General features: G+C 62.3%; 23 protein-coding genes and 1 tRNA gene. 16 read left to right on the top strand and 8 right to left on the bottom strand.

Features of this window, described 5'->3' with window-relative positions; genetic code table 11:
• The 3 genes from AC1RRC_RS17205 to AC1RRC_RS17195 form a co-directional block, all read right to left on the bottom strand.
• Entirely contained in the window at window positions 1-3,093 is a 3,093-nt protein-coding gene (locus tag AC1RRC_RS17205) for a hybrid sensor histidine kinase/response regulator (protein ID WP_493056738.1), read from the bottom strand.
• Window positions 3,094-3,394: 301 nt separating this feature from the next.
• Complete coding sequence (locus AC1RRC_RS17200) at window positions 3,395-3,607, bottom strand: YbdD/YjiX family protein (RefSeq protein ID WP_493056737.1); 213 nt, start codon at window positions 3,605-3,607, stop codon at window positions 3,395-3,397.
• The gene (locus tag AC1RRC_RS17195) at window positions 3,607-5,667 is read right to left on the bottom strand and encodes a carbon starvation CstA family protein (RefSeq protein WP_493056736.1); all 2,061 of its coding nucleotides are present in this window, start codon (window positions 5,665-5,667) and stop codon (window positions 3,607-3,609) included. Before AC1RRC_RS17195 ends, AC1RRC_RS17200 begins: the two co-directional genes overlap by 1 nt.
• Before the next feature lie 149 nt (window positions 5,668-5,816).
• Here AC1RRC_RS17195 and AC1RRC_RS17190 point away from each other — a divergent pair, with 149 nt between their 5' ends.
• From AC1RRC_RS17190 to AC1RRC_RS17165, 6 genes are all read left to right on the top strand, one after another.
• On the top strand, window positions 5,817-7,187 hold the full coding sequence (locus AC1RRC_RS17190) for a cache domain-containing protein (RefSeq protein ID WP_493056735.1): 1,371 nt from the start codon (window positions 5,817-5,819) through the stop codon (window positions 7,185-7,187).
• A gap of 6 nt (window positions 7,188-7,193) precedes the next feature.
• A complete protein-coding gene (locus tag AC1RRC_RS17185; RefSeq protein ID WP_493056734.1) occupies window positions 7,194-7,814 on the top strand; it encodes a response regulator in 621 nt (206 codons plus the stop codon).
• Window positions 7,815-8,008: 194 nt separating this feature from the next.
• Complete coding sequence (locus AC1RRC_RS17180; protein ID WP_493056733.1) at window positions 8,009-9,181, top strand: HDOD domain-containing protein; 1,173 nt, start codon at window positions 8,009-8,011, stop codon at window positions 9,179-9,181.
• 2 nt (window positions 9,182-9,183) lie between these two features.
• Window positions 9,184-11,226, top strand: a complete 2,043-nt coding sequence (locus AC1RRC_RS17175) for a putative bifunctional diguanylate cyclase/phosphodiesterase (protein ID WP_493056732.1) — start codon at window positions 9,184-9,186, stop codon at window positions 11,224-11,226.
• A gap of 22 nt (window positions 11,227-11,248) precedes the next feature.
• Window positions 11,249-11,338 (top strand) — tRNA-Ser (locus tag AC1RRC_RS17170).
• 365 nt (window positions 11,339-11,703) lie between these two features.
• Window positions 11,704-12,468 (top strand): hypothetical protein, encoded by a 765-nt coding sequence (locus tag AC1RRC_RS17165; protein ID WP_493056731.1) that lies wholly within the window; start codon window positions 11,704-11,706, stop codon window positions 12,466-12,468.
• A gap of 70 nt (window positions 12,469-12,538) precedes the next feature.
• Here AC1RRC_RS17165 and AC1RRC_RS17160 read toward each other — a convergent pair whose 3' ends face one another.
• On the bottom strand, window positions 12,539-12,754 hold the full coding sequence (locus tag AC1RRC_RS17160) for a hypothetical protein (protein ID WP_493056730.1): 216 nt from the start codon (window positions 12,752-12,754) through the stop codon (window positions 12,539-12,541).
• A 127-nt stretch (window positions 12,755-12,881) separates the two neighbouring features.
• Here AC1RRC_RS17160 and AC1RRC_RS17155 point away from each other — a divergent pair, with 127 nt between their 5' ends.
• Together AC1RRC_RS17155 and AC1RRC_RS17150 are read left to right on the top strand one after the other, a co-directional pair.
• The gene (locus AC1RRC_RS17155) at window positions 12,882-13,373 is read left to right on the top strand and encodes a Panacea domain-containing protein (RefSeq protein WP_493056729.1); all 492 of its coding nucleotides are present in this window, start codon (window positions 12,882-12,884) and stop codon (window positions 13,371-13,373) included.
• Window positions 13,370-13,759, top strand: coding sequence for a hypothetical protein (locus AC1RRC_RS17150; RefSeq protein ID WP_493056728.1), 390 nt, complete (start codon window positions 13,370-13,372; stop codon window positions 13,757-13,759). Before AC1RRC_RS17155 ends, AC1RRC_RS17150 begins: the two co-directional genes overlap by 4 nt.
• Before the next feature lie 12 nt (window positions 13,760-13,771).
• Here the strand turns inward: AC1RRC_RS17150 and AC1RRC_RS17145 are convergent, their stop codons facing one another.
• Window positions 13,772-14,227, bottom strand: a complete 456-nt coding sequence (locus tag AC1RRC_RS17145; RefSeq protein WP_493056727.1) for a hypothetical protein — start codon at window positions 14,225-14,227, stop codon at window positions 13,772-13,774.
• Between the two features lie 240 nt (window positions 14,228-14,467).
• Here AC1RRC_RS17145 and AC1RRC_RS17140 point away from each other — a divergent pair, with 240 nt between their 5' ends.
• On the top strand, window positions 14,468-14,764 hold the full coding sequence (locus AC1RRC_RS17140; RefSeq protein WP_493056726.1) for a helix-turn-helix domain-containing protein: 297 nt from the start codon (window positions 14,468-14,470) through the stop codon (window positions 14,762-14,764).
• A 33-nt stretch (window positions 14,765-14,797) separates the two neighbouring features.
• Here AC1RRC_RS17140 and AC1RRC_RS17135 read toward each other — a convergent pair whose 3' ends face one another.
• The 3 genes from AC1RRC_RS17135 to AC1RRC_RS17125 form a co-directional block, all read right to left on the bottom strand.
• Complete coding sequence (locus AC1RRC_RS17135; protein ID WP_493056725.1) at window positions 14,798-17,326, bottom strand: CehA/McbA family metallohydrolase; 2,529 nt, start codon at window positions 17,324-17,326, stop codon at window positions 14,798-14,800.
• A 183-nt stretch (window positions 17,327-17,509) separates the two neighbouring features.
• A complete protein-coding gene (locus tag AC1RRC_RS17130) occupies window positions 17,510-19,495 on the bottom strand; it encodes a methyl-accepting chemotaxis protein (protein ID WP_493056724.1) in 1,986 nt (661 codons plus the stop codon).
• Window positions 19,496-19,681: 186 nt separating this feature from the next.
• The gene (locus AC1RRC_RS17125) at window positions 19,682-20,386 is read right to left on the bottom strand and encodes an XRE family transcriptional regulator (protein ID WP_493056723.1); all 705 of its coding nucleotides are present in this window, start codon (window positions 20,384-20,386) and stop codon (window positions 19,682-19,684) included.
• Between the two features lie 120 nt (window positions 20,387-20,506).
• Here AC1RRC_RS17125 and AC1RRC_RS17120 point away from each other — a divergent pair, with 120 nt between their 5' ends.
• From AC1RRC_RS17120 to AC1RRC_RS17090, 7 genes are all read left to right on the top strand, one after another.
• A complete protein-coding gene (locus tag AC1RRC_RS17120) occupies window positions 20,507-21,166 on the top strand; it encodes a hypothetical protein (protein ID WP_493056722.1) in 660 nt (219 codons plus the stop codon).
• Window positions 21,167-21,368: 202 nt separating this feature from the next.
• On the top strand, window positions 21,369-21,887 hold the full coding sequence (locus AC1RRC_RS17115) for a hypothetical protein (protein ID WP_493056721.1): 519 nt from the start codon (window positions 21,369-21,371) through the stop codon (window positions 21,885-21,887).
• Between the two features lies 1 nt (window position 21,888).
• Window positions 21,889-22,461 carry a phage baseplate assembly protein V gene (locus tag AC1RRC_RS17110; RefSeq protein WP_493056720.1) on the top strand — a complete coding sequence of 191 codons (573 nt, stop codon included), beginning with the start codon at window positions 21,889-21,891 and terminating at the stop codon, window positions 22,459-22,461.
• Window positions 22,462-22,555: 94 nt separating this feature from the next.
• A complete protein-coding gene (locus AC1RRC_RS17105; protein WP_493056719.1) occupies window positions 22,556-22,744 on the top strand; it encodes a hypothetical protein in 189 nt (62 codons plus the stop codon).
• 17 nt (window positions 22,745-22,761) lie between these two features.
• Entirely contained in the window at window positions 22,762-23,079 is a 318-nt protein-coding gene (locus tag AC1RRC_RS17100; RefSeq protein ID WP_493056718.1) for a GPW/gp25 family protein, read from the top strand.
• Window positions 23,076-23,960, top strand: a complete 885-nt coding sequence (locus AC1RRC_RS17095; RefSeq protein WP_493056717.1) for a baseplate assembly protein — start codon at window positions 23,076-23,078, stop codon at window positions 23,958-23,960. The genes AC1RRC_RS17100 and AC1RRC_RS17095 overlap by 4 nt, the downstream gene beginning before the upstream one ends.
• A complete protein-coding gene (locus AC1RRC_RS17090) occupies window positions 23,954-25,195 on the top strand; it encodes a phage tail protein (protein WP_493056716.1) in 1,242 nt (413 codons plus the stop codon). Before AC1RRC_RS17095 ends, AC1RRC_RS17090 begins: the two co-directional genes overlap by 7 nt.
• Window positions 25,196-25,210 lie beyond the last annotated feature (15 nt).

Below are 25,210 nucleotides of genomic sequence, written 5' to 3'. Positions count from 1 at the left end.
TCAGGGCTCCTTTTCCAGGACAGTGCAGAGGGCGCGCCGCACTGTTTCAAACTCCCGTTCCATGCCGGCCAGCAGGGCCGGTGCGCCTTCGGTGGTATGGGCCTGGCCCAGGTGTTCCAGGTCTTTGCACATCGTGGCCAGCGCGTCCGCGCCGATGTTGCCGGTGCCGGATTTCAGACTGTGCGCGATGCGGCGCAGGGTGTCGGGCTGGTTGTCCCGCAGCGCCGCGCGCAGGCCGGCCAGCTGCCGGGGCGTGTCATCGAGATACGCTTGCACCACGCGGCGCAGCAGGGAGGGCGATTTGCCATTGCCGGTGCCGAGCGCGCGGATGTTGTCGAGCGCGCGCGGATTCAGCGGGCTGCCGGCGCCACTGGCCTGGCCGGAACCTTCCGGGGCGTGGTGGCCGGGCAGCGAACCGGGGGAGTCTGGCGCAGTTGGCATGGCGGGCGCGCCAGGTGCGGCAGATGTGGACGATATGGACGATGTGGTCGATGCGGCAAATGCCGCAGGTGCGGCCGATGCGGCCGGTACGTTGCCCGATGGCGGCCTCTGGACAGCCGGTGGTCCGGCCGGATCCTGCGCCGTCCGTTGCGCCGTCATGCGCGGCAACCGTATCCAGCGCGCCAGCGTCTCGCCCAGGCCCTGCCGGGTAAATGGCTTGCTGATGTAGTCGTCCATGCCCGCCGCCAGGCAGGTTTCGCGATCGCCCGGCAGCGCATTGGCCGTGATGGCCACCACTGGCAGGCGCGCGCCGCCTTGCAACTGTTCGTGGCGGCGGATTTCCAGCGTGGCGGCCATGCCGTCCATGACCGGCATCTGGCAATCCATCAGCACCGCGTCGTACCGGCCGGTGCGCACGGCATCGAGCGCTTCGGCGCCATTGCCGGCGCAGCGCACGTCCAGCCCCAGGCTTTGCAGCATGGCCGACGCCACTTGCACGTTGACGGGATTGTCTTCGGCCAGCAGCACCTTGCGGCGTTTGCCCTGCCGCGCCGCGCCTCCTGGTGTTGCGGCGGCTGCGGAACCGGCGCAGGCCGTGGCGGCGGTGAGCGTTGCGTCCGGCGTCACGCCGGCAATCGTGGCCGCAATTGCCGCCGCCGTGGCGGGCGTTGTTGCCGAACTGGTGCCCGGCGTGATAGTGATGGCCGCACCAGTGGACGGCGCGGCGTGGACGGCGCGCGCAGCGGCGCCGGCGCGCAGCGGCGTAACGATGCACTCATACAAATCGCAGGCGCGCGGCGGCTTGATCAGCTGGAACGCCACGCCCGCTTCGCGCCGCTGCACCGTGTCGGCCGCATTGCGTTCGCTGGCCAGTAACAGCAGGCGCACGCCGGCCATCGCGGGATCGGCGTTGATTTCCGCCGCCAGCATCAAGCCGCTGCCCGGGCGCAAGTCCATGTCGAGCAGCGCCACGTCATAGGGATGGCCGCGCGCCGCGCTGTCCGCCAGCATGCGCAGCGCCGCATCGGCTGATTCCGCGCAGTCGACCTGGATTTGCCAGCGCGCCAGCTGGCGTTCCAGCAACAGGCGGTTTTCCGGCAGCGGGTCGGCCACCAGCGCGCGCTTGCCCAATGCCGTTTCACTGCCGCCGGTGTCATCGACACGGCGTTTATCGAAGCGCAGCGCAAACCAGAAGATCGACCCTTGTGTCAGCGCGTGCTCGATGCCGATCGCGCCGCCCATCAGTTCCACCAGCTGTTTCGAGATCGCCAGGCCCAGCCCGGTGCCGCCATGCTTGCGCGTGGTGGAGCCGTCGGCCTGCGAAAACGAGGTAAAGATACGGCCGCGTGCTTCGCGCGAGACGCCAATGCCGGTGTCGTGCACCTCAAAGCGCAAGTCCACGCTTTGCGTATCTTCGCTGGTGGCCGCCACTTTCACGGTGATCTTGCCGGTTTCGGTGAATTTGATGGCATTGCCCAGCAAGTTGAACAGCACTTGCCGCAGCCGGTTCGGATCGCCGCAAATGGCGACCGGGATATCGTTGGCGATGGCGAATTCCAGCGCGATGCCTTTCGCGTGCGCCTGCGGCGTAAACACCTGGTCGATGTCATCGAGCAGTTCGCGGAAATTGAAATGGATGTATTCCACCGTCAGTTTCCCCGCTTCGATCTTGGACAGATCCAGGATGTCGTTGATGATGACCAGCAAGTGTTCGCCAGAGCGCTTGACCATTTCCGTGTAATGGCGCTGCACGTCGGTCAGCGGCGTGGACAGCAGCAATTCCGTCATGCCCAGCACGCCGTTCATCGGCGTGCGGATTTCATGGCTCATGGTGGCGAGGAACGCGCTTTTGGCCTGGCTCGCGGCTTCCGCCGCATTCTTGGCTTTCTCCAGCTGCTCGGTGCGCACCGATACTTGCCGCTCCAGCTGGTCGCGCGATTGCGCCAGGCGCGCATCGCGGCTGGCCATTTGCACCAGCATGTCGTTGAAGCTGTCCAGCAGCGCGCCCAGTTCATCGGTGCGGTTGTGCTGCAGCCGTGCGCCGGGCTGGCCATCGGCGGCCTGGCGGGCGGCGGCGATCAGGCTGGCGATGGGCTCGGCGATGCCGTCGCGGAAGCGGCGCGCCAGCCACAGCGCGCACGCAAAAGACAGCACGGTGGCCAGCACGCCGCCCGCCAGGTTGAGCAGCACGCCCCACCACATGTGCGGCAATCCCGCTTCCAGCATCACCGCGCCGACCTGGTCTTGCTGGAAGTGCACGCCCCGGTACAGGCGCAATCCCGGCGCCCATACCGGACCGGAAAATTCATGTTCACCGGCCTTGCCGATATCCTGCAGGCGCCGCAATTCCAGGTCGGGCGGCGCGGCGGGGCCGTCATCATGCATGGTGCTGCGCGCCAGCAGCTTGCCGTCGCGGTCGAACAAAACCACTTGCCGGATGTCGTCGCGGCCATCGAAGTTGGCCAGCGCCAGCACCTGGTTGGCTTGCGACGGATCGACATACAGCAGCGCAATGGAACTGTTGGCCGCAACGGTGCCGGCCAGCGTGTGCAACTGGCGGCGCTCTTGCTGCAACTGGCTCGACACGTGCGTGGCCGCGAACACGGCAAACGCCAGCAGCAAGGCGCTGCCGGTCGACCAGGCGCTGATCATGGTGAGTTTCCGGCTCAAGCCGGAGCGTTCAAAGCTGAGCATAGGTCCCGGCCCACAATTCCGTTAGGAAAATATATCTGTCGGGAACTTTGACACGTTGATTTTTATCTAACGTTACGGTTGTGTCCGCCTTTATGTCCTACTCCGGGGTCAGACCCCATTTATGACAAAAGTGGACATTTTTCGCTCGGGAATGTCCACTTTTGTCACATTTGGGGTCTGACCCCAGGGAAAGGCAGAGTTTGCTTTAAAAAAATGCCCCGGCAGGGATACCAGGGCATAAAGGGGACATTTCTAAGGATTAACAACAGCCGCCACGTTTGCCGGCCCCGCCGTAGCGGGCTTCCTGGCGTTCGCGGAAAAACTCTTCGTAACTCATCATCGGCAAGTCCGGATGGGTCTTTTCGTGATGCGCCACGTAGGCGTCATACTCGGGCAAGCCCACCATCAGCCGCATGCTTTGCCCGAGGTAGCGGCCGGCTTGCACGCCGGCCTGGACCAGTTCGGAAAACATCACTGCACCGCAGGCATCGCCACCATCGGGCTTTCATTGGCGCTCGGACTGGTATTGGCCAGGGCCGCCCGCGCGGTGCGGATGCCGAAGTACAGCACCGACAGCACCACCAGCATGAAGAAGCCCGCCAGCGACGCATCGAGGTAATCGTTGAACACGATCTGGTGCATCTGCGCCATCGACTTGGCCGGCGCCAGCACCTTGTCTTCGGCGATGGCCGTGCTGTACTTGGCGGCGTGCGCCAGGAAGCCGACTTTCGGATTGGCGTCGAAGATCTTCTGGTAGCCGGCCGTCAGGGTGCACAGCAGCAGCCAGGCGGTTGGCACCATGGTGACCCACGCAAACTTCGCGCGCTTCATCTTGAACAGTACGCAGGTGGCGAGGATCAGCGCGATACCGGCCAGCATCTGGTTGGCGATGCCGAACAGCGGCCACAGGGTGTTGATGCCGCCCAGCGGATCGACCACACCCTGGTACAGGAAGTAGCCCCAGGCCGCCACGCACAACGCGGTGGCCACCAGGCCGGCCACGGTGTTGTTGGAATCCTTGAGCGATGGATGGAACGCGCCCAGCAAGTCTTGCAGCATGTAGCGGCCGGCGCGGGTGCCCGCATCGACGGCGGTCAGGATGAACAGCGCTTCGAACAGGATCGCGAAGTGGTACCAGAACGCCATCATGGCCTTGCCGCCGATGACGTTCGACAGGATGTGCGCCATGCCGACCGCCAGCGTTGGTGCGCCGCCGGCGCGGGAAATGATCGAGGTTTCGCCGACGTCCTTGGCGGTCTGCACCAGCATTTCCGGCGTGATGTGGAAGCCCCAGCCGGCAATCACCTGGGCCGCCGCTTCCGGCGTGGTGCCCAGCAGCGCGGCCGGGCTGTTCATGGCGAAGTAGATGCCGGGATCGATGGTCGATGCCGCCACCAGCGCCATGATGGCGACGAACGATTCCATCAGCATCGCGCCATAGCCGATGAAGCGGGCGTGGGTTTCGTTTTCAATCATCTTCGGCGTGGTGCCGGACGAAATCAGCGCGTGGAAGCCGGAGACGGCGCCGCAGGCAATGGTAATGAACAGGAACGGGAACAGGTTGCCCGCCCAGACCGGGCCGGTGCCGTCAATGAACTTGGTCACGGCCGGCATTTGCAGGGTAGGGGCCACGATCAGGATGCCCAGCGCCAGGCCGACAATGGTGCCGATTTTCAGGAACGTCGACAGGTAATCGCGCGGCGCCAGCAGCAGCCATACCGGCAGCACCGAAGCAACGAAGCCATAGCCGACCAGCATCCACACCAGCTCGGTGCCGGTGAAGGTGAACATCGGCGCCAGCGCCGGATTTTCCTGCACATACTGGCCGCCGATAATGGCCAGCATCAGCAGCACGAAGCCAATGACCGACACTTCGCCGATGCGGCCCACGCGGATATAGCGGGTATACACGCCCATGAACAGCGCGATGGGAATCGTGGCCATCACGGTGAAGCTGCCCCATGGCGAATGCGCCAGTGCTTTCACGACGATCAGCGCCAGCACGGCCAGGATGATCACCATGATCATGAAGGTGCCGAGCAGGGCGATATTGCCGGGGATGGGACCGAGTTCGGATTTGATCAGGTCGCCCAGCGAGCGGCCGTCGCGGCGCATGGAAATGAACAGGATGATGAAGTCCTGCACCGCGCCGGCGAAGACCACGCCGGCCAGGATCCACAGCATGCCGGGCAGGTAACCCATTTGCGCGGCCAGAACCGGACCGACCAGCGGGCCGGCGCCGGCAATGGCGGCAAAGTGGTGGCCGAACAGCACGTTCTTGTTGGTCGGGACGTGGTCCAGTCCATCATTGAATTTGTACGCCGGTGTCATGCGGCGCTCGTCCAGCCCGATGACTTTTTCGGCGATGAACTTGCTGTAGAAGCGGTAAGCGATCAGGTAGACGCAGACTGCCGCCACCACGATCCATACCGCGTTGATGCTTTCTCCCCGCTTCAGTGCAATCACGCCCATGGACGCGGCGCCCAGCAGCGACAGCGCTGCCCAGCCGGCCCGGCTCATTAGTGGATTCATGTTTTTCCTCCAAGTGGTGTTGTCGATGTTGTTTTTATTGCTGATGACAAGTATTCAGGAGGGGTATAACTGCCACAAGCGCAGCACTACGCAGTCCGGTAAGTAGTAATACGGAGCGGTGAAGCGGCCGCCGGGGGTAGAATTCGGCCATGAAGCTACGCCAGAAAGTCATCTTCCTCGCCATCGCGCCGCTGATCCTGGCCCTGTGCGCGATCGCCTGGGCCGTGCAGCACCAGGCCGCCATCCTGGCGCAGCAGCAGCGCGACACCATCCAGCGCGCCTACCTGGCCAGCAAGGAAGCGGAGCTCAAGCACTACGTCACGCTGGCCCGGCATTCGATTGCCCGCCTGGTTGATTCCGGCCGCAGCGACCCCGCCACCCTGGACGAAGCCAAGCGCATCCTGGAAAGCCTGAGCTTTGGCGACGATGGCTATTTCTTCGTGTATGACCTGCAAGGCCGTTCGCTGATGCATCCGCGCCAGCCGGAACTGGTGGGCCAGAACCTGTATGAATTGCGCGACCAGGAAGGCGTGCCGACCATCCAGCGCTTGCTGGCGCGCGCCAGGAACGGCGGCGGCTTCGAACGCTATTACTGGGTCAAGCCATCGAGCCACAAGCCGGAGCGCAAGCTCGGTTATGTCATCCAGCTGGAAAACTGGGGCTGGATGATGGGCACCGGCATTTACCTTGATGATGTCGACCGCGCCCTGGCGCTGATCGACATCCAGCAGCAGGGCAATATCCAGAACACCATGCTGTGGATCGCCATCATTGCCACGGCGGCGGCCGTGGTGGTGGGCACGTCCGGGCTGGCGCTCAACATCAGCGAGTCGCGGGTGGCGGACGCCAAGCTGAAGGTGCTGGCGCAGCGGGTGGTGGAATCGCAGGAAGAAGAACGGGCGCGCCTGTCGCGCGACCTGCACGACGGCATTTCGCAATGGCTGGTGTCGATCAAGCTGCAGATCGAAGCGGGGATTATCCGCTTGGGCAACGGGACGGCAACCCGGCCGGAACAGCGCGAATCGGCGCTGGCCGTGTTTGAACACACGGCCGAACAATTGAATAACGTGATGGGGGAAGTGCGCCGCATTTCGCACAACCTGCGTCCCGCCATCCTCGACGACCTGGGGCTGGCGGCCGCGCTGGAACACCTGGCGGAAGAAGTGCGCCAGGGCAGCGGCATCCCGGTGCTGTTCACGGCGGAAGGGTGCACGGAAGATTTGCCGGACGTGGCCAATACCGTGCTGTTCCGCATCGCGCAGGAAGCGCTGACCAATATCGAGCGCCACGCAAGCGCCAGCCATATTGAAATCAGCCTGGCCGGCGAACAGCGCGGCGTGACCCTGCGCATCAGCGATGATGGGCATGGGTTTGACGCGGCCGGCATCGCGGTGCATCCGAAACGGGGCATCGGCTTGCGCAACATGATGGAGCGGATGGATGCGATTGGCGGGATGTTTAATATCAGTTCGTCGCCGGCCGGCACGGTGGTGCTGGCACGGGTCGAAAATGAAAGGTAAGGAAAGATGACGATCAAGATCCTGCTGGTGGATGACCACCCGCTGGTGCGCGACGGCTTGCGGGCGCGCCTGGAGGCCATGCCGCAATTCCAGGTGGTGGCGGAAGCGGGCGGCGCACAGGAAGCGCTGGAACAGGCGCGGCAGGTCGACATTGACCTGGTGCTGATGGACATAAATATGCGGGGCGGGAACGGCATCGAGGCCACCGCGCAATTCCGCCAGCAATTCCCGCAAATCGCGGTCCTGATCCTGTCGATGCACGACAAGCTGGAATATGTGTCGCAAGCGATTGCGGCCGGCGCGCGCGGCTATGTGCTGAAAGATGCGCCGGGCAAGGACATCGTGGTGGCGATCGAAACCGTCATGTCGGGTGGGATTTATTACAGCGCGGCGCTGGCGCGCCAACTGGCCAAGCCGCAAAACATCGACAACCAGCTGACCACGCGCGAACACCAGGTGCTGCGCCACATCGCCAATGGCCACTCCAACAAGCAAATCGCGCGCGACCTGGATTTGTCGGTACGCACGGTGGAAACCCACCGTCTCAACATCAAGCGCAAGCTGGGCATCGAAGGGCAGGCGGAACTCATTCGTTATGCCGTGCAATTTGCAAGTGGCGGCACATAATCAGCGTTAGGCGATTGCACACAATTGGTGCTTGGGCTGTCTGTTCGGCAATTTCTGATATATTCAGGCATTCCGGGATTCCCGGAGGATAGATTGTTAAATTGTATGACGTGGTGTTGTTTCTGGTACGCAATTGATTGCCTATAGTCAATATCTGACTTACCATTACCGGCACTACCAACCCCGAGATACCGATGTCTTTGCCTGAACCGAGCCCGTTTCCGTTGGTGGGCCTGAAAGCCGTGACGAACGCCCAGCATGAATGGGTGGCGTTGGCTTTCGATATTGCGGCCACACCCGACGATGCCCTGCACGCGTTGCAGACGGTGTTCGGCTATCCCGATATGTTGGCGGCGCTGGCGCCGCTCGATTGCATCGTCGCGGCGCCTGACCTGGCCGTGACCGATCCCGCGCAACTGCGCTCGCTGCCGTCGTCCTCCGTGATGTTCCGGGTGCCGCTGTCCGCGTGCACGGATGCGGGGCGCCAAAAGAAATGCAAGCAACTGGCGGAGCAGGGCTACCGCCTGCTGGTGGAAGGCGAGGGCGGCATCCATGCCGGCCAGGCCGGGATCCGCAGCATGGCCTTCGATTGCAGCGAAAAACTGCCGAGTGAACTGGCGATGCTGACGATGTCCGGCCCGCACCTGGCGCTGAAGGTCGATACGCAGGTGCGCCACGACGCGGCCAAGGCGGCCGGCCTGACCCTGTTTTGCGGCGACCATGCGCGCCATCCTGACCTGGGCGCGGCGCCGGCCGACGGCACGTCGCGCAAGCGCCTGCTGGCGCTGCTGGCCTTGTTGGCGCGCGACGCCGATTCGCGCGAGCTGGAAATCCTGATGAAGCAAGACCCGGCGCTGTCGTATCACTTGCTGAAAGTGGTCAATTCCGCCGCCTTTGCCCTGAGTTCCCCGATCCACAGTTTCGGCCAGGCCATCAATGTGCTGGGCCGCCGCCAGTTGCAGCGCTGGCTGCAACTGCTGCTGTACGCGCGCCAGCAAGATGATGGCGGCGCCAATCCGCTGTTGCCGCTGGCGGCCGTGCGGGCGGCGCAAATGGAAGCGCTGGTGAAATTGCGCGGCGGCGACCGCGACCAGCAGGACATGGCGTTTGTCACCGGCGTGTTTTCGCTGCTGGACGTGTTGCTGGGCATGCCGATGACGGAAATCGTCAGCGCGCTCAGTCTCGATCTCGATGTGGTGATGGCGCTGCTGGACCGCGCCGGGCCGTTTGGCGAATTGCTGAAGGTGGTAGAACAAGACCGTCCGGACAGCAGCGCCTTGCGCGATCTTGAACTGGACCATGAAACCTGGTGGCGCAGCCTGCTACAGGCTTACCACTGGGCCATCCAGGTCAGCAGGAACTTATAAATATGGCGGCGCATCCGGTTTCCGACTTCCTGGGCAGCAGCGCCGCATTATGCGACGCGGTGCTGCGCTTGCGCGGCGCCGCCCTGGATGAAGAACTGGGCCGGATCGCCCGCAGCGTGACCAATGCCGCCGATGGCCGCTTTGTGCCGCCCGGCGCGGACGCGCCGCCGCCGTTCGACGGCAGTCTGGTGCAGGAAATCCAGTTCGAAGACCAGTATTTCGGCATGTTTGAAGTGGGCGGCCGCGCCCAGTTTTCCGATCTCGAGCGCCAGCACCTGGCCAGCCTGGCCGGCCTGGCCGCCAGCGTGCTGCAAGTGCATTCGCTGGCGCAGCGCAGCACCCATGCCTATGTGCAGGTGGAAGCGCAGTTGCAGCACCAGTCGCAAATCCTGGACCAGATCCACGAATCGGTGCTGACCATGGATTTGAGCGGCTTTATCACCAGCTGGAACAAGGGCGCCGAACGCCTGTTCGGCTACAGTTCGGTGGAAGCGGTGGGGCGCAACATCCTGTTCCTGTATGACGATGAAGACGCCGGTTTCAATGACGCCTTCCTGGAACACGGCGGCCGCCTGATGGAGGTGCGCCGCAAAAAGAAGTCCGGTGAGGTCTTTTGGGCCAGCTTGTCGCTATCCACCCTGCACGACCGCGACGACCGCCCATCAGGCCTGATTGCCTATCTCACCGACATCACGGAACGCAAGACGGCGGAAGAACGCATCCACCACCTGGCGTATTACGACGCGCTGACCAACCTGCCGAACCGCACCCTGCTGACCAAGCTGGTCGACCAGGCGCTGACGGTGGCGCAGCGCAACCGCGCACAGGGCTGTGTGCTGTTCATCGACTTGAACCGATTCAAGGTCATCAACGACACCCTGGGCCGCCGCATCGGCGATGAACTGCTGCGCGAAGTGGCGCAGCGCTTCCGCCTGGCGCTGCGCGACCAGGACCTGGTGGCGCGCCTGGGCGGCGACGAATTCGCGGTCGGCCTGTTCGACATCCACCAGCATTACGAAGCGTCCACCGTGGCGCAAAAGCTGATCGCCACCCTGGTCGAGCCGTTCTACATCGACGGCCACGATTTGCGCGTGGGCGCCAGCATCGGCATCAGCGTCTATCCGCAAGACGGCAGCGACGCGGAAACCCTGCTGCGCCTGGCCGACATCGCGATGTACCGCGCCAAGCAGCAGGAGGGTGATGCCGAGGGCGAACACGTGGCGTTCTACAGCCGCGACATGAACCAGGGCATGCAGGAACGCATGCGCATCGAATCGGGCCTGCGCCAGGCGCTGGGCAACGGCCAGCTGGAATTGCATTACCAGCCGAAGTTCTCCATCGCCAGCAGCCAGATCATCGGCGCCGAAGCGCTGGTGCGCTGGCGCCATCCGGAGCGCGGCCTGGTGCCGCCGGCGGAATTCATTCCGCTGGCCGAAGCCACGGGCCTGGTGGTGCAGGTAGGCGAATGGGTCCTGGAAACCGCTTGCGCGCAGGCACAGGCGTGGAAGGAAGCCGGCTTGCCGCCGGTGCGGCTGGCCGTGAACGTCTCGGCCCGTGAATTCACCTCGGCTTTGCCGGGGCGCGTGATGGAAACCCTGAAGCGCTATGGCCTGGAGCCGTCATGGCTGGAGCTGGAAATCACGGAAAGCACCCTGATGCACAACATCGACCGCGTGATCGGCATCATGGACCGCATCACAGCGCTGGGCGTGACCCTGTCGCTGGACGATTTCGGCACCGGTTATTCCAGCCTGTCCTACCTGAAGCGCTTCCCGATCGACACCCTGAAGATCGACCGCTCGTTCACCATGGGCATCCCGTCCGACACCAATGACTGCGCGATCGCCAGCACCATTATCTCCATCGCCCAGCAGTTGAAGCACAAGGTGATTGCCGAAGGGGTGGAAACCGTCGAGCAGCTCGCGTTTTTGAAGACGTCGGGGTGCGATGAGGTGCAGGGCTACCTGTTCTCGAAACCGCTGCCGGCGGCGGAATTTGAGAAAGCACTGCGGGAGAACTGGACGCCGGTGCAAGTCCCTGTATAATGCTGCGGTCTTAACGACATATGGAAACGTGGCCGAGTGGTTGAAGGCAACAGTCTTGAAAACTGTCGACGGGTGATACCGTTCGTGAGTTCGAATCTCACCGTTTCCGCCAAGAAATAAAACAAGCCGCCTGAAGCGGCTTTTTTTATTTCTTGGCAGAAACTCGCAAGGCGCCTGCGCGCCTTGCGAGTGAGATTCGAAGGTCTCGCGCGTATTAGCGCGTACCTCTTCGAATCCTCTGACTGATCTGCAGTAGTCTGTGGCGAGCGGGAGCGAAGCGACCCGCAAACAGCCAAGTCGCCAGTGAAATTCTCAATTTTCCCCAATGCACTCATTTGATGTGTAACTAGCATATTTATATTTATAAATTCAAAAAACAATTATTAACAAAAAATAAATTGATTTATTGAAAATTTCACCATAAAATTTTCTGCGCAAATATCCGCACCAGACGGATTCTGGTAGAAAAACTAGGGAATGGAAATGGTGAAAGAAACATCTTTAATTACAATTTTTAAAAATGCAGCACTGGCGGCTAGTTTTCTTGTTGCAGCAAATGCATCGCACGCCGCTGATTATGTATCAAGTACAGGAAAGCAGGCTGGCGATTTATTAAGGCTGACAACCGATGTCTATGGCTTTGTACCGACGTCAACAGCACCAGGTGTCGACCAATCAGTGCGCTGTGCTGGAAAAGGCTCCAGGTTCACGGTTGTGAGCATTGTTGGTGCGGATACAATCGTTAAATTCTTTGACGTTATGGAACCGCTTAGCCAAGATACATGTGGAGGCAATGTACTACGCACACATGAAGGATCTGTCTACAAGATTCCCAATGATTCATACGCTGCGATACAGTCCAAAACGACAGGAATTGCATATGGCGCACTTTTGGTGCCCTTTAAATTCCGGCTTGGCAGCGATAAGAAGCTTGTAAGCTCAGTGTCCGCGGCACCGTATATGGGCGTCCGCCATAGCATGCTCCAATTCCTGGGATTTGAAATTATGCCGATAGTTTCAGCTGGACTCGGTATGGTGCCAATCACAGATCCGGTCAGTAAAGCGACAGAAACCAAAGCTGCATTTTCCAGCGCGGTTGGCGTAACAATTACCACCATTAAGGATAGCCAGTTCAGCGCCGGGATGGTGTACGGTAAAGATTTTTTAAGTAAGACCGATAAAGCCGCTGACCCAACTGCTTCAAAGCCTTGGGTGTCGCTGTGGGTGGGGATGAGCTTGTAAGTATTGGCGAGATTTCGGCATGAAAAAAGGGCAGCCAAGCTGCCCTCATCACCGGCCAACCACGCCAGCCTCAATGCTCCGTCATCCCCCGCAAATTCTCAATATCCGCCACCGCCATCTTCCAGCTGGCTTCGCCTCCGCAGGCAGCCAGCATCTCCAGCGGCAGCTCGACTTGCTTGAGCTGTTTGCCCTCCAGCGAGATGGTGTAACGCATGCTGGTGAAATCCACGTCGTAGGTTTTCCGCAGGCCTTGCCGGCGGGTATAAGTGTCGTGTGCTGCAGCCATCAGATCCTCCCATGCAAAGAGTGGTTATGCCAGTCTAGCACGCCGCGCGCCGTACACGCGCGCTTGTATTTGGCTGTATGGGCACCCAGTGTTAAACTGTCAGTCAACCCACACCGGAAAACACGCCATGTTGCACAGTCCCAAAGCCATTGCGAATTACTTCCTCGATCTGGCCCAGGCCAGCGGGCAGGCCATGACGCCCATGAAGCTGCAAAAGCTGGTGTACTACGCGAACGGCTGGTACGCCGGCTATACCGGGCAGCCGCTGATCGATGAAGCGGTGGAAGCGTGGCCGTATGGTCCCGTGATCCCGTCGCTGTACCATGAATTCAAGCGCTACGGCAGCGCGGAAATCGACAGCAAGGCCAGCGAAGAGGGCCGGGAAGTGCCGGCGCCGGCGGACACGGAATTGCGCCAGTTCCTCGACAATGTCTGGAAACAATACGGCCAGTTCACCGGCATCCGCCTGTCGGAAATGACGCACGCGCTGGGCAGCCCGTGGGACCTGACCTGGAAAGCCGCGGCCGGCGTGCGCAATGCCGGGATACCGTTCGAGACCATCGCGCGCCATTTCAAACAGGCTGCCGACACCGCCCAGCAAAGGACCCACCAGTCTTGACGATCCCGACCCAGCAAGCACCGGCCGAAGCGCCGGGCGCGGCGCCTTCGATTGCGTCCGCGACCATCGATGCCAGCGCCGAGCCGATGCAGCCGTCGTCGGCCAACGTCACGGCCCAGGAAGAAGCGGATTTCTATCGGCGCTCGAGCGCCACTTTCCAGCTGGAGCAAAACCGCCAGAACCTGGGCGTATTGGGCCGTTTCTTTGGTTCCAACAGCGCGGCCTCGACCAATATCGCGGGCGCCGTGGTGGGCGTATCGCTGATTGGCGTGTTCGTGACCTTGTTTTTCCCGGGGAATGCGGAACTGGCGGAAACCCGCAAAGGGTTGATTGGCTTGATTACCGCCGCGCTGAGTTTTATTTTTGGCGCGGCCAGCAAGAAATAAGCAAGCGTTGAATCAGTAGTCGAAGCGGCCTTCGCCGCGCTTGCGCAGCGCGCCACCGGCCAGCACCGGCACATTGGCTTTCGCCTCACGCTCCGCCTGTTCCTGTTCCCGCTGGCGGCGGCGTTCCTGCGCCGCCTCTGCTCTGGCGCGGTGCTGGTCGACCACGCGCTGCTGGACTTGCCGCTTGCGCACGCAATCCTGGTACAGGCTGAGTTTTTGCAGCATGGCGGCCACCCACACGAAAGCAATCAGGATCGTCACGAAGCCAAAACCGTTTTGCCACATGCCGTAATTCTGGTCGATCACGGAAAACAATGGGCGCGCGCGTTCCAGGCTGTGTTCGCCAAATACCACCAGGCATCCTGCGAGAATGCCAATGATGATGGTGCCAACAATGTGACGTAGGCTGGTCTGGACTTGCCAGTCCAGCAATTCCAGCAATTCGGCGGGGTCGTAACTGTGAGACATGAAATTCCTGCTGCGGGGTGATGCTGAGTATATAGACGTGATTATGTCACAAATTTCATTGCCATCAGGCACTTATTAATAGGGAATGACTTCGGGCAATTGTTGGGATGGCGGTTGACCGCTATTTTGTTTTTAGATACCTTCAGGTGTCTATATGTATGAAGATTCATTTAAATTAGATACCTATAGGTGCTAAATTGGAATGTCACCTGGAGATTTACACGGGACTGCGAGCGGACCATGGATAAACGCCGCAACCCGCCAGACCGGGAAGCGCTGCGCGCTCAGCGGGTGGCCCTGTATGACGCGATTCAACGCGGGGAAGTCACCTTGCGCGATGCCGTCCGGCGCATGCGCGCGCTGTCCGGGCTGACGCAGGCCGAGTTTGCCGAGCACCGGGGCGTCAGCATCAAAGTGATCAAGGAAATCGAACGGGGTATAGCCAACCCGACCATCAATACGCTGAACCAGATTGGCGCCGTGTTCGGCCTGGAAGTGTCGTTCGTGCGCAAGGAAGGGTTGAAGAACGAATTGTAGCGGGAGCCGCAGGCGGGCCCCCGCTTCGTGCTCTTACTGCACGTTCACCGTCACATCATCAATCACGAACGACGTCTGCACCGTTGAACCCTCAATCCCTTCAAAGTAAATCCGCACCGTCTGGCCCTTGTACGCATCAAGGTTGAAGGTGCGCTGCACGTAGCTGCTGCCCTTGTTCAGGTTTGAATAGGTGGCCAGGGTTGCCAGCACCGTGCCGCTGGTATTGCGCACTTGCACTTTCAGGGTGTCGTACGCTTGCGTGGTGGTGGTTTCATCGGACGCTACTTTCAGCCAGAACGACAGGCTGGCGCTGCTGGCGCCGGATGGAATCGCCACTTGCTGGTACAGCGTATCGGTGTGGGCCGAGCCGTAGCCGTTCAGCCAGGCTTTATAGCTGCCGGTGCGCGCCGCCTGGCTGGCGTCGTTGGTGATCACGCCGCTGGTGGCGCTCCACGACGCGCTGCCGGATTCAAAGCCGCCATTGGTGATCAATTGCTGCGCCGTCACGTTGTTGACGCTGAATGCCACGCCGGCCGAGGTCATGCTGTTGCCGGCGGCATCATAGGCTTTGGCGGTCAGCGTGTGGCTGCCGTTGGCCAGGGTGGTGGAATTCAAGGGCAGCGAATAGGGCGCGGTGCTGTCGCTGCCTTTCAGCGCGCCGTCCACGTAGAATTCCACATTGGTCACGCCGACGTTGTCGCTGGCGTTGGCGCCCAAGGTGATCGTGCCGCTCGTGCCGGACGACGACGCGGAAACCTGCGGCGCCACCGTGTCGGACGGGCCGCCACTGGCCTGGGTCACCCAGACCGGCGCCGACCACAGGATGTTGCCATCGTTTTGCGTGATTTTCGCGTAGTAGAAATGCTCGCCATTGGCCGGCGTGATGGTGGCGCTGGCGGTGGAAGCCAGTTGCGTCACGGTGCCATTGCGGCCCGGCACGCCTTCAAAGATTTGCACGGTGGACGCGGTCTTGCCGCTGCTGCTGGCGAAGTTCGCGGTCAGGGTCAGGGCGCCATTATTCGTGAAGCGCTCACCCATCACGTGGCCATTGGCGGTCAGCACCAGCTGCGAGGATTTATCCATGGTGGCGAACACGCGGCGGGCGCGGATCGCATCCATGAAGCTGGCTTGCGTCAGCGCCGTGCCGGTCGGGATCAGCACGCCGGTGCGGTTGGTGTACGACGCGCCCCAGTTCGCGCAGTGGTTATCCTGGTTGGTGGAAAACGCCACGTGGAAGCCCATTTCCAGCGCTTTCTTGCAAGCGCTTTCATAGGTGCTGCGGCCGGTTTCGGTTTCCGTGGTGTTGGTGGAAAACGCCGAGGTATTCAACACTTCGCACAGCGCCATGGCCTGGTCGCCGTCGGCGCTGTAGCCGAGCGCGGTGCCGTTGACGAGGAACTGGCCGCTGGTTTCCGGGTGGTTGAACTGGCCCAGCCAGCCGCGCTGGCGCATCAAGGTGTACAGCGAGGCGTAATCGTTTTTCGCGATCAGCGTGTCGGCCAGCACCTGGCCGCTGCTGTTGAGTTCCCAGCCAACCAGTTCATCGGCGTTCAGGATGTTCAGGTGGCCGCCATTGTTGATGACACCCCACTCCATGCCATAAATGCCGAGGAAGCTGGGATTGGCCGCGTTGTAGTTGGCCGCCGCCGACAGGCCGGACTGGTACAGCGCCTTGGCGGTGGCCGGGTTGGCCGAGGTGTTGGTGCTGTCGGAGCCGTCATACATGTGGTTGTGCTCGGACGTCATCAGGAAGTCCAGGCCACGGCCCTTGGCGTAGGCATACGCATCGGCCGGGCCGAACGCGGCGCTTTGCGGCGCCTGGGCGCCGGTGCAGGAACCCAGTGCGCCGCCGCCATCGCTGTGGTTGGTCTGGCTGTGCATGTTGCCGTAATAAACCGTGTAAGGCAGGGACGCGGTGGCCGCGACGGCGCCCTGGCGCATGCGCTGCTGGGCGCCTTCCGCGCCGGACGCTTCCTTGCCGGACTCCCGGGCTTCCTTGGCTTGCTTGGCGGCTTTGGCCGCGCTGTTGGCGCCGGCCGGCATGGCGTTAAAGGCCGGCATCACGGGCGCCTGGGCCTGGCCGAGCGCCAGTTCCCATTCCTGTTCATGCACTTCCGCGTCAAGACGGGCCAGCGCCTGCGGCACGGCCACGTCCGCCACGCCGGCCGGGCTGCCGGCCGCGTCGAGCGAGACCGCGCGCAGGCGCACCTGGTAAATGCCGTCGGCCAGGCTGGCGCGGCCGCTGCGGCCATCCCAGTCCACTTTCACTTGCACCGTGCCTTTATGCAGGGCTTCGACGCCGTACCACCGTTGCAGCACGTCGCCGTTGGGTGTGATCAATTCGAGTTGCCAGTGCACGGCTTGCGCCTGTTGCACGTGCGGATAGCTGAACGCCAGGGTAAAGCTGCGCGCGTCGCGGTCGGCCGCATTGGCGGGCGCTTGCGTGCGGTAGGGCGCGTGCAGGGTGGCTTCGAATTCGCGGTGGTCTGCTTCGGAGGCAAACGCGGCGGCGGTGGCGGCGCAGGCAAGTGCCAGCAAGGTGAGGCGAGGTAAGGCAGGCATGATTCCCTCTTGTAATAGTGGTAAGTGAATAGTGGCAGCGAGGTCACTATGCACTTGCAAAACAAGAGGGACAAATTCAAATTAGCTTGGAAATTAAGACGAAATGTTTATAAACCGCTTTGATTTGTCTTAAATCAAACAATGCGGAGATTTTGTTTTAAATCGAACAAAATCTCCGGTGGATTATGCAATTCCGCTCATTGAAACAAGAGAAAGCTTTCGAGTGGTTAATTGTGACGGGCTTTCGTAAGAATAACCAGCGTCGCGTTCATGCAACGTAAAGATGGCGACCGCGTCCTGTAATGACGAGGCTTGCTGTTTCAGGCTTTCCGAGGCGGCCGCCGCCTGTTCCACCAACGCGGCGTTTTGCTGTGTCATTTCATCGATTTGCGTGATGGCCTGGTTCACTTGCTGGATGCCGGAACTTTGCTCCTGCGCCGCCAGCATGATGCCCGCCATGATGCCGGTGATACGTTCGACACTGGTCACCACTTCATGCATGGCTTTGCCCGCGTCACTGGCCAGCGCATTGCCCGCTTCAACTTTTTGCACGCTATCGCTGATCAATTCCTTGATTTCCTTGGCGGCGCTGGCCGAGCGCTGCGCCAGCGAACGCACTTCGGACGCCACCACGGCAAAGCCGCGGCCCTGTTCTCCGGCGCGGGCCGCTTCCACGGCGGCATTCAGCGCCAGGATATTGGTCTGGAAGGCAATGCCGTCGATCACACTGATGATGTCGACAATGCGGCGCGAACTGTCATTGATGGCGCCCATGGTGTTGACCACCTGCGCCACCACCTGGCCACCGCGCGCCGCCACTGCCGTGGCGCTGCCGACCAGTTGGTCGGCTTCGCGCGCATTCTCCGCACTGTTGCGGACGGTCGCGGTAATCTGTTCCATCGACGCGGCGGTTTCCTCCAGGTTGGAGGCTTGCGCTTCGGTGCGCGACGACAAGTCCGCATTGCCGCTGGCAATGTCGTTCGAGGCGTGGCCGATCGTATCAATACTGCCGCGCACGCTGCTGACGATGTCAACCAGGCTGTCGTTCATGGCCGCCAGCGAGCGCATCAATTGCGCGGTTTCACTGTTGCCGCGGGTCTCGATGTGCGACGTCAGGTCGCCTTGGGCGATGCGCTCGGAAATCTCCACCGCCTGTTGCAGCGGTACGCTGACCGAGCGCGCGATCATGCGCGCCAGCAGGCCGGCCAGTGCGATCAGGCCCAGCATGGTGCCGATCATGGTCCAGCGGGTTTGGCGCAAGTCGGCGATCTTCGCGGTTAACATGGCGTCTAGTTGTTTGCTGGCAGCCTGGTTGACGGCAAACTGGGCATCGATGGTGGCCGTGGTTTGCGCCACATATTCGGTGCCGGGGAAGTCCAGCGTTTCGGCGCGGACGATCTGGGTGCTGGCCAGTTGCATGACCTTATTGGTCATGTCATAGGCTTGCTGCCATTGCGCTTCGAGCTTCTCGCGCAGGGCCGGATTGGCGCGGAACGCCTTGTTCAAGCCGGCATTGGTTTGGGTCAGGCGATCATTGACGCGGCCGATGATGGCGGCCAGCACTTGCCGGTCTTCCAGCGAGGCTTCATGCTTGGCCAGTAAACCCGCGCCCTTGGCGCGCATCTTGCCCGTTTCTTCCGTCAGGTAGGGCAGCTGATAATACATGGACTGGATCAACTGGTAGCTGTCCACGTCCGGGTCCAGGCTCAGGCCGAACAAGTCAGCGGTGAGATCATTGACCACCAGCAGTTTTGGTACCAGCGCCGTGTGGGCCGCATAGCTTTCCGGCACGGTGATGCTGCGGTTGCTGACGCGGTTGCGTAAATCTTCCCATTCGCGCTTGGGCGTGGCCCACGCTTCGTCGATGGCTTTATTGTTGAAACTTTTCACAAGGGCATCGAATTTTTCGTATGCCTGGTCGGCTTCCTTTTGCTTGGCGTCGCGTTTGTCCTTGACAGCGTCGACGCCGCCCAGCACCAGCGCGGACAGGCCGCGATGCTGCTGGGTCAACTGAATCACTTGCAGGATGGTGGCGGTCGGGGCCAGACCGGCTTCCTCGCCCAGCGCCGCGTCGAGGGTCTTGCCGGCCTCGCGCAAATACAGCGTGGCAGGAATGCCTGCCAGTACCAAAGCGATAACGCTCAGAATAATAAATTTTTGCCAGAGCAATAATCTGTCCAGCACAGCGTTAATGTTCACGTGATCCCCCGTACGGAAATATCTTTATTTTGGGCACAACTTTTAAGTTGATTCTATGCTTTATTGCGGTGGATTACGAGGAACGTGTTGTATGCGCGTGCGGTTGTTAGTTGAAATGAATCAACTTTCTGTACGGAAGGATTGGGAGACAAATGGTCAAATCCGGTCGCTTTCTTTGCGCACGACACGGCCAATCACAATGCAATCGGCGCCACGGCACACTTTGCGGTGGTATTTGCGCTGGTCGGGATTGTCGGAAGTCAGCCACCACTGTCCGGCGTCGCGCGCCAGCCGTTTGACCACCGGTTCGCCTTCATAGTTGAACGCATACACCATGCCGTCCACCAGCCTGGTGTCGGCGGTATTGATGATGACCAGGTCGTCTTCATGCAGCGACGGTTCCATGCTTTCGCCCCGGACCTTGACACCGATCAGGCGCTCCGGGTTGTAGCCATTGCGGTCGGCCCAGTCGCGCGGAATGCTGATGGTGCTGCCGTCATGGGTTTCCGGTTCGACGCCGAAACCACTGATGCCGGCCGACAGGCGCAGCTTGACCTTGTCAATGCGATAAAACCGGTCATCATCTTCCGGTGCGATCACCACGTGCGAATAGCGCTGCGCCTGGGTCGAGGGCGCGCCGTTGCGCTCGCGCTGGCCTGTGCCCTCGTGCAGCCATTCGAACGTGACATTACAGGCGGCCGCCAGCGCCGCAAGCGTATGCGCTTCCGGGCCTTTCTTGCCCACCCCGTTCAGGATGCGGTTGATCGTTGGTTGCGGCACGCCGGAAGCGCGCGCCAGCGCGCTCTGCGATTCGAACCCCGCTGCTTTCATGGCTTCAGTCAGCCGGCTAGAGATATCCATGCTTGCACTATACACAGTTGGATAGTTTGATGCAAATTTTTATTCATTCAAGTATTGTTTGTCTATTCATTCTCGTATATATTGTTCTTTATGGCAATTAATTTCAAGGAGGGCAACACGATGACCATGGCGATTGAACAGGCGAACCAGGATGCGATTTTTACCAGTGCCGGGCAGGCCGTGCATGTTGCATACATGATTACCGGGCAGGCGGCGCCGCAGGATGCGCCGCTGCGCAAGATGTTGATACGGATGCTGGAAAGCGCGCCGAATACGGGCAGCGAACAGCGTGCATGGCTGGAACAGTTGCGCGGTGCGCCGTCGCGCCGCGTGAATTTCGCGGGACTCAGCCCGCTGGAAGTGCGGGCGCAGTGCGCGTTGATCGTGCATGCGGTCAAGACCAGGCTGCCGCGCATGGAAATGTGGGCGCTGCAGGCGCGTTTCGGCCACATGGACATGGAAGATGAGGATGGCAACCGCCGCTTTGCGTTTTCCGCCGAACGCATTGACGCCATCAAGGGCTTGTCGGACTGGCTGGCGCCATCGTTCCCGACGGTCAATCCATTCGCGATTGATTGCATGATCGGCAAGCTGTATGCCAACCACCAAAAGATGGAAATCAGTTTCCGCGACCTGGCGGCCAACTTCGGCGCCAGCCATATGACTTACAAGCGGGCCTATGAAAAGCTGCGCAGCCGCCTGCGTGAACTGGAAGACCTGGCACTGGAGCGCCTCGAACCGTACTTCCGCGAACAGGGTGTGGTGGGTGATTTCACTTAAATAAACAGAAAAGTCAGAAATATCAGAAAAAACTGAAAAAAGTGCTTGACGAGCGTGTTACAGCGCAGATATGATTCAGTCATCATCGCAGTCATTGCAACCAAAGCCCGCTAATGCGGGCTTTTTGCTTTCTGCCCCACCTGTGGACACCCCCGCCCGGCGCCTTGCCTCGCGGGGTTTTTTTATTGGGGAATTCGCCGACATGGCAGACAAATTACAGAACCTCGATCAGTTGCACGACGCGATACGCACGGGCCTGGCCGCCAGGCTGGCGGATGTGCCATCGGTCTTTTGCTATCCGGCCGATGAAGGCGCGTTGGCGTTGCCGGCCATTTTGATCGACCTGGTGCGGCTGGCGCCGGGACGCGATCCCGGCAGTGGCGAAACCGGCTTGCTTGCGCATTTCCAGGCCCGCATCGTGGCCGATGCGGCGGCGCCCGGCGCGGCGTTGCAGGTGCGGGGGCTGGCGGCCCGCATCGCGCTGGCGCTGTCCAATGAACACTGGGGCTTGCCGGTCGGCGCGGCCCGATTGCAGGGCGCCGCGGCGGACGCCATCCAGCCCGCCGGCCGCCTGGCGTGGTTGCTGGAGTGGACGCATGAGATTGAATTGGGCGATCCCGCCTGGCCATATCCCGACAGCACGGGCCTGGCGCTGATGCTGGGCCTCGATCCGGATACGGGGCCGGGCCACACGGCGGATTACTGGCAGGCGGGAGCGTGACATGGATTATGCGTTATCGGAACTGGACCGCCGCCTGGCGCTGCTGCTGCAGCCCGGCGTTATCGAGCAGGTTGATCATGGCGCGGCCCGCTGCCGCGTGCGGGTTGGGCCGTGGGTTTCGGCCTTGCTGCCCTGGCTGAGCCTGGGGGCGGGCGCGGTGCGCCACTGGCGCCCGCCGTCCGTGGGGGAGCAGGCGCTGCTGCTGTCGCCGTCGGGCGACCCGGGCTGCGGCTTTGTCTTGCCCGGCTTTTATACGACGCAGCATGGCCGCGCCGGCGACGAGCGGCGCAAGGCAGTGGCGTGGCGCATGCCGGACGGCTGCGTGCTCGAGTACGACTGGGAGTCAGGCGCGTTGCGCGCGGCGGGCATGCAGACTGCGCACATTGAAGCGGCAGGCGCGGTCACCTTGAAATGCGCGTCGCTGAAAGTGGAGGCGGGCGATGTCGCGTTCACCGGCAACGTCGCCATCGGCGGCAAACTGGACGTCAGCGGCAACGCCAACGTGCAGGGCAATATCGACGCCGCCGGTACCGTCATGGATGCCGGCGGCAACAGCAATCACCACAAGCACTAATCGACATTACGGGGCCTGGCCCCAAATTTCTTTGGAACATGCCCGCCCTGTGCGGGCTTTTTTTTGACCTGAATTTTTACCTGAAGGAAGCACCATGACCAAAAACCGAATCCCCGTCGTCTTCCGCGACACCGCCTTTCGATCCCGCACGCTGGTCTTGCCCAATGGCGCCGTGCACCGCGTGCTGCAAGGCCATATCACGGCCGCCAGTCCGGAATTGATTGCGCACCTGGACCAGCACGCCGAATTCGAGCGCGTGCCGGTGGTCCGCGCGGCGGGCTGACCATGGGGTACGTCGGCATGGACAGGCACACGGGCCAGCCGCTGGCCGGCGTGGCGCACTTGCTGCAAAGCGTGCGCGACATCCTCACCACGCCGCAAGGCAGCCGGCGCGAACGGCCCGACTATGGGTCGGAGTTGCCGCGCATGGTGGATATGCCGCTGACGCCGGGCTGGAAATCGGCGGTGCAGGCTGAAGTGGCGCGTGCGCTGGGGCGCTGGGAACCGCGCCTGGCGCTGCGGGCGGTGACCGTGGAATCGGTCATTGACGGCAAGGTCACGCTCAGGCTGCGCGGCGAATTCCAGGGCACGGCCATGATCATGGAGGTGAACACGTGAGCATTATCGATCTCACTCAATTGCCGCCACCCGATGTGGTGGAGGCGCTCGATTTCGAGCAGATATACCAGGACATGCTGTCCGCCTTCCGCGCCGCCATGGGCGATGGCTGGAACGCGGCGCTGGAATCGGACCCGGTGGTCAAGCTGCTGGAGCTGGCCGCTTACCGTGAATTGCAGGTGCGCGCCCGCATCAACGACGCGGCCCGCGCCAGCCTGCTGGCTTTTGCGGGCAGCACGGACCTCGATCACCTGGCGGCGTTTTACGGCGTGCAGCGCATGCCCGGGCCGGATGGCGCACAAGGGCAGGGCGCCGCCGTGGAAAGCGACGAGCGGCTGCGGCTGCGCGTGCAATTACGGGCGGCCGCGCTGGCCGGCAACGGCACCGCCGAGCAATACCGCCACACCGCGCTGTCGGCCACACCGCTGGTGCGCGATGCGGCGGTGCTGCCGGCGCCGCCCGGCCGCGTGACCCTGGCGGTGTGGCCTGGCCATGCCGCCGATGGCGACGCGGCGCTGGCTGCCGTGCAGCAGGCTTTCATGGCGGACGACGCCAGGCCGCTCGGCGTCCCGCTCGACATCGTGCTGGCCGAAGCGGTGCCGCTCGATGTGACCGCCACCGTGCAGCGCGACGGCGGCGCGCCGCCCGACCTGGTGGCGCTGCTGCGCACGGTGCTGCCGGAACTGATCGCGGCCAACGCGAAGCTGGGCCGCGAATTGCCGGATTCGTGGCTGTCCAGCCGCCTGTATGTGGACGGCGTGGCCAGCGTGGCGTTGACCAGCGGCCGTGGTGATGCACAGGCCCCGGCGACGCCGCTGTTACCGCACCAGTACCTGGCGCCTGGCGCCATCGTCATCCATGACGGAGGCATCGCATGGTAGCGCCGGCGCACAACGCGTCCCGGAACACGCCCCATAACGCCGCGCTGTTGCCGCTGAACCGCACACCGCTCGAATCCGCGCTGGCCAACGCGGCCTCGCGCGCCGCCTGCGATGCGCTGGCGGATTTGCCGGCCGGTGCGCGCCACCAGCCGCCGCCGGCATTGGCGCCGTGGCTGGCGGCGGAATGGCGGCTGGCGCCGTTCGCGCGCTACTTCAGCGATCCGCAAGCGTTGCTGGCGCAAGGCTTGCCGTGGCTGCGGCAGCGTGGCAGCGCGGCGGCGGTGACGCGCGCGCTGTCGTGGATCGGCCTCGATGCCGTGGTCGAGGATGGCGACGCGCGCCTGCAGCTGGATCCGGGGACCGTGCAGGCGCCGTCGCGCCTGGCCGACGTGCGCCAACTGGTGGAAGCGTCGGCGCCGGCCCACGTCCGGCTGTACCGCCTGTACCACGGCTATGACTTGCGGCGCATGGCATTGTCCGGCGCGGCGGCGATGGACGCGGGCATGCTGTCCGATGATTCCGGCGTCTGGTCGGACGGTGTCAAATTGTCGTTTGGCGACGTGCGTGGCTGCGGCATCGATGCCGGCAAGGGACGCAAGCTGGCGCTGGGCCGTTCGGATATCCGGATGGACCGGCTGTATGTGGAGCAGCAGCCGCGCCTGTCCATATCGCCGTATGACGTGCCGCCGGCGCTGAACCACCGGATCCAGGCGGGCCAGCTGATCACCCTCAGCAACAGCCGTGCGCTGGCCAACCCGGATTCGCTTTCACTGCGGCGCAATGTGCGGCGCGCCAACATCGCATTGTCCGACAGCGATGCGGTCGGCGCCATCAATGCCGTGTTCCAGCGCGATTACTGGCACCAGCCGCCGGACTTCATGACGCTGTCCGGCAAGACCCGCCTGTCGGCCTATGACGGCCGCATCGAACGCCGTCCCGTGGATGAAATCCGCACGCTGTTTGCCGCGTCGATGTCGTTTTCCGATGTCGGCGGCGCGGTCGCCTCGTTCGGCATCACGGAACTGCGTTCAATCGGTGCGATTGAAACGAAGCAGCCGGCCTTGCAGCCGAAGGTGGGCGTGGAATTCGTGCGCGGCAAGCATTCGCGCTTCGACCCGGTCTTCCATCCCGCGCCCGCGATGTGGGCTTACACCGGGGGCGGCGCCTGGAACCAGGACGCCGTCACCGACTGGCAGGACGCCACGCCATGGGGCGGCGGCGTGCGCCAGCGCTGACACTTTTTTAATTCA

The sequence above is a fragment of the Pseudoduganella sp. GW821-FHT12E03 genome (assembly GCF_058807115.1).
The sequence above is the reverse complement of the archived record's forward strand: the minus strand, read 5'-3'. Positions and strand labels throughout refer to the sequence as shown.